Source organism: Phycisphaerae bacterium (genome assembly GCA_035275405.1).
GTDB lineage: Bacteria > Planctomycetota > Phycisphaerae > UBA1845 > UTPLA1 > DATEMU01.
The window spans coordinates 526,464-539,567 of record DATEMU010000015.1 but is presented as its reverse complement, the minus strand read 5'-3'; the positions used below and the strand labels follow the sequence as shown (position 1 = coordinate 539,567).

General features: G+C 58.6%; 8 protein-coding genes. 1 reads left to right on the top strand and 7 read right to left on the bottom strand.

The features are described from left to right. Window positions 1-8: 8 nt before the first annotated feature. The 4 genes from VJZ71_20050 to VJZ71_20035 all read right to left on the bottom strand — a co-directional run bounded on the left by VJZ71_20050 (window position 9) and on the right by VJZ71_20035 (window position 7,402). On the bottom strand, window positions 9-4,172 hold the full coding sequence (locus tag VJZ71_20050; protein HKQ50377.1) for a fibronectin type III domain-containing protein: 4,164 nt from the start codon (window positions 4,170-4,172) through the stop codon (window positions 9-11). A gap of 60 nt (window positions 4,173-4,232) precedes the next feature. Beyond that, a complete protein-coding gene (locus tag VJZ71_20045; GenBank protein HKQ50376.1) occupies window positions 4,233-5,036 on the bottom strand; it encodes a hypothetical protein in 804 nt (267 codons plus the stop codon). Between the two features lie 805 nt (window positions 5,037-5,841). Further along, window positions 5,842-6,468 carry a hypothetical protein gene (locus VJZ71_20040; protein HKQ50375.1) on the bottom strand — a complete coding sequence of 209 codons (627 nt, stop codon included), beginning with the start codon at window positions 6,466-6,468 and terminating at the stop codon, window positions 5,842-5,844. Window positions 6,469-6,541: 73 nt separating this feature from the next. After that, on the bottom strand, window positions 6,542-7,402 hold the full coding sequence (locus VJZ71_20035; GenBank protein HKQ50374.1) for a metallophosphoesterase: 861 nt from the start codon (window positions 7,400-7,402) through the stop codon (window positions 6,542-6,544). A 33-nt stretch (window positions 7,403-7,435) separates the two neighbouring features. Between VJZ71_20035 and VJZ71_20030 the strand changes: the two genes are divergently transcribed. Continuing rightward, a complete protein-coding gene (locus VJZ71_20030; protein ID HKQ50373.1) occupies window positions 7,436-8,038 on the top strand; it encodes a hypothetical protein in 603 nt (200 codons plus the stop codon). On the opposite strand, the gene VJZ71_20025 is transcribed toward VJZ71_20030, so the two are convergent. The 3 genes from VJZ71_20025 to VJZ71_20015 all read right to left on the bottom strand — a co-directional run bounded on the left by VJZ71_20025 (window position 7,966) and on the right by VJZ71_20015 (window position 13,020). Then, complete coding sequence (locus tag VJZ71_20025) at window positions 7,966-8,856, bottom strand: hypothetical protein (GenBank protein HKQ50372.1); 891 nt, start codon at window positions 8,854-8,856, stop codon at window positions 7,966-7,968. The genes VJZ71_20030 and VJZ71_20025 overlap by 73 nt on opposite strands. Window positions 8,857-9,176: 320 nt before the next feature. Beyond that, window positions 9,177-10,907, bottom strand: a complete 1,731-nt coding sequence (locus tag VJZ71_20020; GenBank protein ID HKQ50371.1) for a kelch repeat-containing protein — start codon at window positions 10,905-10,907, stop codon at window positions 9,177-9,179. Between the two features lie 460 nt (window positions 10,908-11,367). Beyond that, the gene (locus tag VJZ71_20015) at window positions 11,368-13,020 is read right to left on the bottom strand and encodes a protein kinase (GenBank protein ID HKQ50370.1); all 1,653 of its coding nucleotides are present in this window, start codon (window positions 13,018-13,020) and stop codon (window positions 11,368-11,370) included. Window positions 13,021-13,104 lie beyond the last annotated feature (84 nt).

Below are 13,104 nucleotides of genomic sequence, written 5' to 3'. Positions count from 1 at the left end.
GTGCTTCGTCAATCGGGCAATGCGTAAAGGGCCCTGACTTCCGTCTCTATGAACTCCGAGTTGAGCAGACCGGTGCCGGACTTCACCCGGAGCCGGTAGACATAACTCACATGCGGCAGCGCCGAGCTGTCGTCGAATGCGTCAGTGCCAGACAGGATCCACGCCGATACAGCTGACCACTCCGTCAGTGTGGCGGCGCGGCGCTCAACGAGGGCCTGGAATCCGTCGGCGATGGGATCCCACCCCAGGTGCACTCCGAGCACTCCCGTGGCTTCCTGCCACTCGGAAACGGTGAAGGCGGGAGGGTCCGGCGGCGCTGTGTCTATAGCGCGGACAGAGACTACAGCAGTGGGACTCGACACGTTGCCATCGGCGTCCACTGCGGCGAGCCGATAGAAGTAGTCGGTGCCGCCAAGCAAGCCCGAGTCTTCCAGTGCTCCTGCCGTCGTCCCGGGTGCGGCGGGAATGGTGCTGGTCGGTTCCATGCGGCGTACGTCTTGCAGCGTCAGCTCATCCGTTGCCCGCCACACGCGGTACTCCACGAGATCGTCCTCCGTTCCCGCTCTCCAGGTAAGCGTGATGGAGCGTTCGCCGCCGAGGGCTGAGAGGATGACGGGGGTGGCGGGGGAACTGATATCGCAGACAGCGACGGGCAATAGCGGCGACGACCAGTTGCTCAGATTGCACGATGCATCGATGGCACGGACTCGCCACACGTAGCACCCCCGCCCCCGGCCGTCGAAAGTATCACGGTAGGTGATGGTGGTGATAGGGTCCTGCGTGATTCGGCTGAACGCACCCGTATTGCACGCCTTACCGGCAAGCTCTTCGACCTTCGACGGCAGAAGCTCGTCGTAGAACCTCGCCTGCCAGTCTCGCCAGAATGCCAAGACTTCCTTGGCCCTAGCGTTCGTCAGGGTGGTCAAAACCTCGGTGAAGGCATCGTCCAGTTCGAGATCGGGATAGTTTTCCGACTTCCAGTCTGAGAAACCTGGGTCATCGCCGAACTCGTAGTCGGTGTAGTCGGTAGCGGTTCGGAGCCTGCGCTGCTCGCGGTCGAACGTGAACAGCGCATGCCCAGATGCGCGATACACTGCATAACCTTCCGCGCCAGACTGCTTCGGCCACTCGATCGTGTAGTGAGCGTTCCCATAGAAGTCTGCGGGCTCCGCGTACGTCCACTCCTCTCCCGCGGCCTGGTCCACGTCGGGGAAAAAGGCCCGCGCGCCGCGTCGGGTGTTGACCGCCTTTCCCGGAACCGAGACGGCGCTCTCGTTCCCCGGCCTTCCTCCGAAGGAACCGGAGGCCCACTTGGCGTCGTCCGGCACATGAGATTTGCCGTCACTGGCCGAAACGCCGACATGGGCAATCGCCGTACTCTCCCCATCCGCAGGCGTGAGATCGAAACCGTCGATGTAGTGTTCGTACTTTCGACCCGGGAAGTACGTGAACTCATCGCCTTCTTTCGGGGACGCGCCGGCGGCCGGCGCGGCGACGTCAGAGGCGGGAGTGCGCAGCGGACGGACGACAAGTTTATCCGTGTGTTCGATGACACGATAAATCAAGCCCGAGACGACGAGCACTCCTGGCGTCAACTCCTCATCAAGCACAAGGTCACTGTCCGGCTCGAGGCCGAGAAGTCCCTGCTCCGAAAAGGCGTCCACTCGATCAATGCGCCCGCTGAGGATGGGCATGTCCGCGACGGATTCGACGTGTATCCGTTCCTGCCAAGTCTCCGGGGCGCGGAAGTCACCCGCCAGAGAGCGGTCCAAGGTAAGCGCGAAGCGCCCCGGCTCCGAGACGACGGCAGGATTCTTGAGGTTCGCTACCGTGATCCGGAACCGCGCTCCTACCGTGTTTCCCTTAACCTGAAAGAAGTTCTGCCCAACCCGAATCCACTGTCCTTTCAGTGCATCTGCCGTTCCTCCCCACGTCTGGTCCGTACGGAGAACCGATGTGGACGCGCCGACTGTGACGCTGGTAACGATGCCCGTAATGCTGTTGAGGGGACCACGTTGCAGGTACACGCGAAATTCTGCGCTACTTCCCGCCTCCATGTCAGGTGCCTGCATCCTTTGGATGCCGGGCCATTCCCAGCGGACCCTCAGCCCAGCTCCGTGGGCCTCGACGAGCGCCGATTCTTCCGAGGTCAGCAAGGGATTCTCAGGATCCAGGTAGGAAACCCCCACAAGTCGTGGAGGAGGAGGAGCGAACGTATCGGCGAGTTCAATTGGTTCAAAGGCGCTGATGCTGCTGAGTCTTCCAAAGAGGTCGATACCCTGTACCGCATACTCATAGGTGCCGTCTGGCAGGCCCGCGTCCGCAAAGTAAATAGGATTCGGCCAGTCCTTCCACTGCTCACCGCGATTGTCCTCCGCATTGTTGGGGATGATGGCAGGTTCCCCCTCGTTCAATCGCTCCGAATCTCCTCCGCTGGTTCCCGTCCTCCGTTCGACCCAGTACGACAAGGGGATCCCCGCCGCTTCTTCATAGGCTGTACTCGTCGGGGCAACCCACGAAAGGGCGACCGCATTGGGCGCGTCGACCAGTGCAGAGCCGGCGCTCCCATGAGCTGCGCGCGGGATCCTTTGGGGCTTTGACATAACCGGATCGAGGACGGGGTAGTCCTTGTCCAGGCTGTGCTCATAGCTGATAAAACCCAGAGTGCCGACGTTCCCAGCCTCGGGTCGCAGGATGACCTCGACCAGTTGGACAGAGCCCGTCGATTCGATCTCGATGCCGTCGATCAAGGGCGATCCCGTCAGATTGACCGTTTGCGGCCCGGCGGGTATGGATCGCTCCGAGTCATAAGAGTCACCGTTCACGGTGCGGATGGTCACATCTGCATCCGCGATGAGGTAAAGCGTAGCGGCAGCGGTCGGTTCATCGAGCCTCAGATAGATTGGCCGACCCAGAAGGGCAGAGTCGAGCTCGAGGGAATTGCGGATGCGCCCTTCCCAGCGGGCGGAAACGATTTCCATTTGACCCACGTATGCAATTGTCAGCCCCTCATGCTTCAAGGGCAGGTTGAAAAGCCGACCAATCGTGAGATCGTCGAAAGTGATGTGTGTCCCTGGATAGGGCACGGGGCCCCAATAACCGACGATGAGGTAATCGTAGTACCAATGCTCTTCGACGTCTGCGTCATGCCAGTACAGCCCCAGGATTCGCGCCACATTCGGGTCGAGAGCGGCCAGCTTGAGCATTCCCAAGGCTTCCGTCTGGTTCCGGGGAGAGGCCCGGATGGACAGATTCTCGTCCTCAGGTTCTCCGTCCGCGGTCAGTATGAGCCGGTGCTGTGGATTGGCGCCAACGAGCCGCCAGAGAATGGGATGCAAGTCGCTTGAGAATCCCTCAATGTATTTCTCCGCAACATCCGCACTTAGCCCATCGGGCAGGCGCGCTTCCGCCTCACGGTCGTCGTTCGGACTATTCGCGTGAGACCCAGGCCATACGGACGGCCGAGTCACCGGGAGGTGAATCCTCTCGGAGTTGAGTTTTTTCCATCCGGTCCAACCACCCGCTCCGTCCGGCTTCAAAACTGTGTCACCGACCTTGACGCAGATCTCACAGATGCGGAGATTCAGACCTGTGAAAACCACACGGTCAATCCGGTTTGCTTGGAGGATATACGTTGCCTGCCCATCGATGATTTCGGGCCAAGCTTCATCTACGACCTCGTCGCCATAGAAAGCCTGAGCGGCATCGGGGTCCTCCTCGTACTCCAGCCATATGCTGATCCAGCGCGTGCCCGCGGGTGGGATAACCTCGGTCGTCGCCTCGCCCGGGATCGAAAGGCTGCCTTTTGGAGTCTCCGTTGAACAGCAGCCGCCCATCCAAGAAAACGCATCTGCCTCGGTGCGCAGGGTGAACTGGTAATCCACTGTGCCGTAGGTGATCGTCCAAGTGTACTCATTCTTGCCCAAGTATTTTGGATCCAACGAGCCGATGGGTGACTCAGACCGGAGGTCAAGACAGACGATGCGTGCGGGACCATCTTCTTCCCTACGGAACAGATCGAACCCAAACTGGGGAAACCCCAAATCGCCGCCGATGCTCCATCGCAGGTGCGCCCCGGTTTCGACAGTACTCCCATCCGCCCTGGCCTCGTCCGAGGATGACGCGATCCCGGTCATCGAAAGCCACTGGTACGCAACGAGATTGATAGCCATCGTCCGCGCTCGCCAAATAAGCAGTTCAGTGAACCATCACATTGAGGCGATTACGCGGCGCTACTCGCCAACCGCACCGCCATAGACAAATTGGGTTTTCGTCGGGGAATCTGGCCGGCACCAGTCCATCCCCTGTAACAGCCCAAACGCCATCCGCGCGCCCCGGGCAAGCTCTCGCCCAAACTGCTCGTCGGGGTCCTTCATTCGGAACGATATCTCCGCCGCGAGAGCCCGCCCGTTCTCACCGTTGGACCAAAGTATGAGCGCGACGCTGGCGTTCGCGCTACCGGGTAGATCGAACAGGAGTCTTGGTCCAGCATATACACGCTCAAACGCCTCGATTTTGTGCACTTCGCTGAGGGGCGTATCTCCGGGGCAGGCGCGACCATCTACCCGGAGCGCCGCCAGCGCCGGAAACAGCGCGGCCGCCGCGGCGAGCGTTGTAGGTAGTTCATCCTGCGCCTCGGCGAGGGTGAGTGTCGCCGAATTCGAGAAACGGCACTGGAAGGGCGGCGCGATGTCCTCCTCCAACTTGCCCTTACTGTCTAGCCCATCTGCGGCGCGCAAGACAATCCCGGCAGCGAAGTACCGATCGTCGGATCGGCACTTCAGCGTGTACTGAACCGAATCGCTCTGCGCGCGCCGGCGCAACACGAAACCATTGCGGCTGATTGAAAGATCCGGAGTATCGAGGAAGGCAATTGTCCGCTTCTCTTTTCGGTCGAAGTCGCCCATGGCCTTGACGTTGTCTGCACGTTTCATTATCTCTGCCGCTTCTTCCCAATACTGCTTCACGGCAACGGACCGATCGCCGAACCTGGTGTGGTCCAGCATTGCCTTGTATTCCCGGGACGAAACCTTCACGGTTGCCTCCACAGGCTAGGGTGTCGAACGCGCGCGCCAGATTCACGTGCCGCCTGATTCGATCCCAATGTCGCGATCACAAGCGACCCTGCATCCGGATTTCACCCCGCCCATACGAAACACAGCCAGTAGATTAACCTCCAAAGCGCCCGATTCTAGTGGTCAGTCTTATTTGAATCCTCGGTGTGCCCGACGCGATTCCGAAAGCTCACACCCGGTTATTCGCCGTGACCGTGTCGAATCTGTCATGAGAATTTTCTTTTTTCCGCGACCTAACCCCTGTCGCGCGAATCCATCTGGCTTCCTGCCTGCAGCCTTGGCTTTGGGATTCTTGAGTTTCCCTCTCGCATCTGGCGGCACCCCGAGCATTTACAAACGGCCATGAGGTCAGGCTCGAGCCTGCCACTCTTCTTGCGTTGATCCTCCACGTACGGGTTTTCCCTTATCGCGTTAGCAAAACACTTGAGGTCCGCGCGGGTCGCCCCTCCCTGTAGATCGATCGTTGCGGCGCACGATCTCCCTAGGGTTATAAAGACATCTGCGCCCGCGGCGCTCATGGTTATTGAAAGATATTTTCAGGGGGGGACGCCCCACGCGGTGTCCGGAGAGGGGAATAGCTAGCTTGACAAGCGCGGGGAAGCCCCCGAGCGGACCAAAAATGGAACCGGCTTCTCGAGGGGGGGACTCTTTAGTCTCGGCCAATAGGTATATCGCGGAGACTGAGCGCAGGCGTCCTGACCAGACGACGGTGACATTGCGCCCCAAGAATGAGACAACCCATCGCAGAGGAAAGATGCGTTCTCTTTCAGGTCCTTGGTGCGGTGGGACCATGCAAGCGATAGGCATTTACGGCATCATAAATCACAGCCCGAAGGAGCAGTGGCGATTGATCGATAGTGACATGGTCCACCCCTTCGAACCGCATCGATTCCAGGGGACCGATTTGGGCGAAACCCTGCCACAGCCCGCTGTTCTGGTAATAGACTTTCCCGGCACGGATTAGGTGAGCGTCTTGCAGCGGAATCGCCTTATTGGAAACGAGGTTCACGAACGGTGAAGAAAAACGCTCTCGAACCATGTCGATCAGGGCGACGAAGGTCAGGCACGCTGATTTCAATGACTCGCGCGCGAATCCCTTGCGAAACTCCCGGTGAATGGTCGTCGCCCCATCGCTGTAACCAACGAGGATGAGACCGTCAGCCGGATCAGCCCCATAGTCGGCCATCAACCCGCGGAGTTTGACTTGATCGACGCCGTCACCGCCGTTGAGGGGAACATAGCCATTGGTGTACGCAGGCAGACCCCCTTCGATCCGATGGCTATTTATTCCCGCGAGAATTCCTTTCCCGATGGCATCGATCCCTTCCCGTCCATTAGGTCCGGGCAAAAGGCCCCATCCATTCAGGCCGACAACCAATGGGCGAGCGCTCATCCTCGAACCTCCTCTCGTCTTCGTGTTTCCATCCGAGCATGTTGGCTAGCGAACTTCCCCAGGGATTCACCTCTTACGAAATAGTCTCCCGGCGATGCTCGATGCCTTTGTCATCGACGTACTTGGCCTCGATTTTGTCGTTCGTCAAATCAAGTACGGCGAAGCCCATGTAAGCCCAGCGTTCGAGTCCATTGAGGATGAACCGTCGATGCTCGTAGAGACCAGGCGGCGGATAGGGATCACTCTCCTTGTGCCATTGATAGACAGGGACGCCGCCATCACCGACGCAACGGCCGAACTTCACGTTGGCGTGAGCGGCGAACGACATGCAGCGATGTTCGTGGCCCCAGAACCAGGCGGTGACGGGATTGCGACTTAAGATCGGAGTCACTTTCTTGACCAGTGTCGAAGCGACTTCATCGAACGCGCTAAAGAGTTGGTGATGGCTAAGAAGGAGTGTCTTGCGACCGCCGGCCGATCGCAGCTCGTCCTCGAGCCATTGATTCTGGGGGTCCTTCAGTCCCGCGTTATCCCAGCCGGTATCCAGGCCGAGGATTTTCCAATGGGCGTTGACGAGGCTAAAGAAACTCGTGGGTTTGTGCCCATCGTTCTGCCAGGCGGCAAACCTCGGATCACCCAGCGCGTCGCCGAAATAACCGTACCCGCCCGAATACATGTCGTGATTGGCATTGAGACACCAGGAGCCGACGCGTTGGGCCTCGCCGGCACGGACGGGCCAGTAGGGCAGAAATCGCTTTTTGTATTCACGACCCCAACCTGAGTAATAGACATCGCCCAGATGGATGACATGGACGGAGACACCTTGGGCCAAGGCCTCGTCGATCTTGATTCGCATCTGAGCGGCCACCGCTTGGGCGCGGGGAAGGCCTGTTCCCCAATCGCCGACCAGGACGAGCCGCACGCGGTCCGGCATCGTCGCGACTTTCGCGGGGCGGGAATTGAACTCATGTTTGCCACGCAGGAGTCGGATACCTTCGGCTACCTTGGAGCGAACCCAGCCGATATCGGTGATGGAGAACTTTTCGAAGAGGCGACGGTCGCGTGCTCGGGTCGATTGCAACGACCGGCCGAGCGACTCATCGGTGACCAGGGGGAGTTCGTCACCAAGACGACCAACGGGCGGGGCTGCGGCCCGACTTCCATCGTTGTAGGCCTCGCATTCAGCACATTCATCGAGGGCGGATTGCAGCAAGCTGATGACTGGGTCTTTGCTGATGAACACGTAGTCATCCAGGGGAGGCGCTTCCTTCCAAACACGGCGATCCGTTGGCGGCTCAAAGCTCGCCTGGCCGGTTGTGGCAACACGTTCCTTTGCTTCGGCTTGGTTGAGTTCGGTGAGAAGGGCATCCTCGTCGGCGGTGGGCTGGCCGGCGCTGGACTTTGTGCCCCGTTCCGTCACCACGGATTTTTTCAAGAGATCGAGGTGATGGAGTACGACGTCTCGGTTGAGGAATTCGGCAAACATGATAAAGATGATCAGTCGTCATCTTGGTTGCTGATCAGCGGTTTTCCGAACGAAGCGACATTGATCCCGCGATCTGCCAAATAAATCTGATAGCCGATAAAACCAAGGCAGACCGTAATAATAGTTTCGAGTATCAGCCGAGGGCTGGAGATGGCCCTGAGCATGGCGCGAAATGGTTCGCCCGCTCCGCTGACCGAAATAAAGTCGTTCAGCAGGCAGATCGCCATTGCTATCGGTGATGAATAAAACAACGCTAACACAAAGAAACGCGCTGGCCCTCGCTTCGACGTGCGGAAAAGGAAGTGCAACTCGATTATCTTGCGGAATAACGCTGCGTTTTCCTTGTCGGGTCTATCGGAATCCTCGGCAACAAAAGTGTTGCGAAGCGTCGTCACGATAGAACCCAGTTGTCGGAACGAGAAGCAAAGCCACGAGTAGAGGATCAATAAGAATAATCCGGCAATTGGTACCAAATCGTTTCGCGGTACAACCAGCCCGATTGGTAATCCCTGACTCGCCGGCAACGCGATCTGCCCCATGTCGTTCTTGATGCGCCTCAGGCGAAACATTTGAAAGCTCACCGCTTCGAGCCAATCTTCTGGCATCGTCGTTGTTGTTCTTTTTTCGAAAACCACCTTTTCAATCCCATCAACGTCACCCTCGCTTACGAGGTCGCCCGGAAGTCCGCGCGCAATAAGCTGTTTCTTTATATCCTCGATTGCCAGTAAATAACCACGACGAAGGCTAAGGTCGAAACTCCAGCGCTCGAGGTAGACGGTGACCAACAATACGGCTACGACGATATTGATGGTGAAAAGCAAAGCGCGGTTTCGAGCCATCGCGCCAATTCCAGCGTCAAGAGCTCGTTTGCGTAATTCGACTTTGCCTTCCGCTTTCGTCATCTCTCGTCGATCCATCTACGTTTAGTGCAAGGCATCCACTAGTAGGTATGACAAATCTATGATAACCGGGGCCATATGTCCATAATATGGTATATAGCTATCTGTACCTCCGGCGCTCAGGGTTTTTGAAAAATATTTTCAGGTAGGGATAACCAACGTGGCGTCAGGGATGGGAAGAGCTAGATTGACTAGCGAGGGGAGTCCCCCGAGCAGACTAAAAATGGCACCGAATTCTCGTTGGGGCGGGGTCAAGTGACGGCAGGCGAGCAACGTCGGGATGCAAGACTGATGCTCGCCAGCCGTCCGGTAGCCTCCGATCGCTACTGGCACATTATGTCATCGAGGAAGGGCTGGATGTCCAAGGCGTTGACTTCGCAATCGTCATTGAGGTCGGCGCGGGGGCGGCCCTGGCCGTTAATTGTGTCGATCAAACACGCGGGAGTACAATCGCACACGTCGATATCGTCTAGCACGCCGTCGTTGTCGTCATCATCATCGCAAGAGTCGCCTAGGCCGTCCGCATCGCAGTCGGATTGGTCAGGGTTGGGATCGCCGGGGCAGTTATCACAGGCATCACCGACCCCGTCCGCATCGCCATCAATCTGAGCAGGATTCAAAAAGGTCGGACAATTGTCGCAGGCATCGCCAACACCGTCGAAATCGGCATCCGACTGATCTGGATTGGCTGTAGTGGCGCAGTTATCGCAAGGGTCAGGGATAGTATCTGCATCTGGATCGTTGGCCCCAAATTCCCACGTATCGCCTAACGCTGGAGACGGTTCCGGCTGGTTACCTCCCCCGAACAACACGGCGACTTGGTGGGAACCACCCATATAGGCCATGTCGTGGGCGAACCGCGGCGGCGGGTCGCACGAGGCAATCATCGTCCAGCCGCCGTTCCCGTATTGCCATGTATCTCCAAGCGGGTTCGTGTACCCGCCATTCGTACCACCAAACAGGAGGACGCGACCGTTCAAACTATCGAACGCCATCGCGTGCAGAAACCGGGCGGACGGTCCGCTACCGGCAATCGGAGTCCACGTTGCACCGTCCCACTCCCACGTATCCGAAAGTCCGATGTTTTGTCCCGAGGACCCCCCAAAGAGAACCACACGGCCTTGGCCATTGTCGGCCATCACGTGGTCGAAGCGCGATGCCGGCCCGAGCGTCGGCATGAGCGTCCAGCTCGTTCCATCCCATTCCCAGGTATCGCCTTGGGGCGAGCCGCCACTCGCGCCGCCAAAGAGAACAATCCGGCCACGCACACTGTCGTAGGCCATCCGATGACGGTGCCTGCTGGAGGGGCCGGTATTCGTTTTGTATGTCCAGATCGATCCATTCCATGTCCACGTCTCATTCGATTCGACCCCAGAAGTTATGTGGCCGCCGAAGACCACGGTTTCGTGGCGAGCGGCGTCGTATGCCATCGCGAAATGAGTGCGCGGCGACGGGCCGGAGGACGCTACCTGGACCCATGCCATCCCATCCCATTCCCACGTAGTACCGCTAGGTAAGCCGGACTCGTAACCGCCGAAGAGAACCACGCGATCGCGGTCAGAGTCGTAGGCCATCGCATGGTAAGAGCGCGCCGTCAGGGCACCCGACTGCTGCTCGGTCCAGGGACAACAAGAGACCTGAAAGCCGATGACCTGAATGGTCTGTCCCCTCGGATTGTAAAGGTATGATCCATCCCACGCCGTGTCACCAAGGTAGACATCGTCCAACGACGTCAGGTCGATGGTGCATTCTGTTTGGTGGGGTGATGACGGGTCGATCAGATAAAGCGTGCGGCCATCAGTTGGATTAAACAGAAGATGTTCCCCATCCCACTCAATTCCTTCGGCACCAAAACCACCCGGTGCAGGGAATTGTTCCAACAAGCTCCCGCCCGTTGTCATTTTGACAATTTTTCCTTCATCGAAATCGGAATACCACAAAGTGCCGGGACCGTCTGATGTCATGTCGCGGGCCCCAAAGGTCGGTGTCGCCTGGGGTGGGCCGTCCGGCAGAATCGGTTTGAAGAAAGTCTGACCGCCGGGATCATAGCTCATGTATAAGCCACCCCCGTCGCTTCCCAAGCCGTTGTGCGTGGTCAAACCAGTCGAAATCGTATCAAGCGTCTGGCCCGATAGCGGATCAACTTGCCGGCCGGTACCGCTGGTATCGATGGTCCAAAGCTGTCCTTGATGCCAGGCTACGCCCGCCGGCGTGTGATCCACAGGCCCGATGGTGCGCTGGAGGTAGGGCTCTGCCCCACATGGAATCGGGGCAGACCATGCCGGCGCGACCGAGAAGGCCAAAATGACACTACTTGCGGTGATAGAACGGGGGATCCTACTTCTCATTGCATCGCTCCTGTTGATAGGTCCATCGAAGCATCGACTGCCAAGCGGCGGCCTAAAAAACTCACCCGTATCTGATTCCGGGGAGCGCAGGCTTTCTTTCAGGTGATTTTTGGGCGCAAGGACAAAAAGGGCGGATTGGTCCCGGCGAAAGCTGATTGAAGCACGGCTACTGGGGAGATTCCTGAGATGTCGGTAGGGGTCCCCAAGCCAGACATGCGATGCGAATCGAATTGTCTTTCATGACCTCGGGATGGGCGCGACAGAATGCGATAGCCTCTTCGGGGGTCACAGCGGGAACCGCCAGGAGCCGGACTTCACGCTGAAGCGAAGTTAGTTCTAGCACAGGATCGACGGGAAGCGTGCGGACAAACCGCTGCTTTATCCCGGGCCATAGTTGCGACTGGGCGTGATGCAAAAGTACAAATTGATCTCCACCCCACAGGAATAACTGGAGAATCTCCCCCCTTGGATCTTGAACGTCACCGGTAACAGGGTTCTCTATGCTGTAGACCTGATAGGTCCCCGCCACGATGAGGTTTTTGCCGTCCGAATCTAATCGTGTCTGAAGATCACTAAAGTGAACCCGCCCATATATGATGTATTCGCCCCCCTGCGCGTGATTACGAATTAGCCCGATGGCGCCCTTCCCAGTGGTAACCGTGTACCTCCATTCCGAACCGTCGTACGGGGCTTGCGCTAAGCGCAGCTTCGTAGGGTCTTGGCGGTCGAACCGCCACTTCATGCCCGCGAGGCCAAGCGCAGCGCCCACGAGGAAGGCGACACATATGGCCGGCACAGCGATCGACCGTCGAACGGTCTTCGGACCACGTAATTCCAAGCTTGCAGCGACGAGACGGCGAGTCTCGGCGAGGTCCGCAAGGCGCTTGCTAGGCGAGGGATGACAGAGGCGATTGATGAGGGTTCGGAGGCTGCCAAGTCGTTGATTCGCAGATGCAGAGTAACTCTCGTCAACGTTCGTCTTCGAAGGAGCCGGCGAATCGTCCAAATCCCCAGGCCATTCGGGAAATGCGGACGCCGTCAAGCCGGTCACCATCTCGTAAAGTACTTTTCCAAAGGCGTAGAGGTCGTCGGGCTTGCCCTCGGGCGGTAGGTATCCGCTGGTGCCGATCGACTCGTCGCTCGCCTCGCCCACTAGACCGACGTCGGCTAACTTGAGAACGCCTTCAACGAAGAGGATGTTGCCCGGCTTGATGTCGCGATGGTGAATGCCGGACTCGTGCAAGTGCTCGATCGCCTCAAGGAGCTGTTGAGCGAAGCCGACGGCCTTTTCTACCGGGAGCCGCTCTTTTCGAATCGCGGCCGACAAGGTGTGCGGTTCGTAGTCCTGCGGCCGATGTGGCTGCGCACCGCGGACGTGGTCAGCGATTTCCATCACGTAATAGACATGTGACTCAGAGGTGTCCGCCGGAAGTGCCGGCGCGATGTCAGAAGCCGACGCATGGGAACTCCGATCGGCTGCCGGCCGGAACGCCGGTCGACAATAGCCGGTCTTGAAGATTTGAACCAGATGGAGATGCCCCTGCGCCTTGGTTTGATACGCGTGCAAGCCCTCGAGCTCACAGTTGGTCAGCCTCGCATAATCCCTCCGAGATCGCCCCCCGCCGTCAAGGATCTTGATCGCTCGAAAGATGCCGGCGAGGGGTTCTTCTGCCAACCAGACGATGCCGAAGGCCCCCCGACCGATGACCTTGATGAATCGATAGTCCGGGACGTTTGGACAAGCCACTTCAGGCTGACGGGGACGCGGCAGCCCTATCGTCGTTGCGGCGATCGAGGACGAAGCGTCGATGGCGCCCATGGCCCCTGGCTCCCTTCCCCAACCGAACATGGTATCCGACCGACGATTCACGATCAATCGGGAAGGCGGGGCTCCAAGGTATCT

Excerpts from the sequence above, each read along its gene's own strand:
- VJZ71_20050 (HKQ50377.1), bottom strand. The coding sequence starts at position 4,172 with ATGGCTATCAATCTCGTTGCGTACCAGTGGCTTTCGATGACCGGGATC.
- VJZ71_20040 (HKQ50375.1), bottom strand. The coding sequence starts at position 6,468 with ATGAGCGCTCGCCCATTGGTTGTCGGCCTGAATGGATGGGGCCTTTTG.
- VJZ71_20035 (HKQ50374.1), bottom strand. The coding sequence starts at position 7,402 with ATGCCGGACCGCGTGCGGCTCGTCCTGGTCGGCGATTGGGGAACAGGC.
- VJZ71_20030 (HKQ50373.1), top strand. The coding sequence starts at position 7,436 with ATGTTTGCCACGCAGGAGTCGGATACCTTCGGCTACCTTGGAGCGAAC.
- VJZ71_20025 (HKQ50372.1), bottom strand. The coding sequence starts at position 8,856 with ATGACGAAAGCGGAAGGCAAAGTCGAATTACGCAAACGAGCTCTTGAC.
- VJZ71_20020 (HKQ50371.1), bottom strand. The coding sequence starts at position 10,907 with ATGAGCTATGATCCCGGCGGTCAGACTTTCTTCAAACCGATTCTGCCG.
- VJZ71_20015 (HKQ50370.1), bottom strand. The coding sequence starts at position 13,020 with ATGGGCGCCATCGACGCTTCGTCCTCGATCGCCGCAACGACGATAGGG.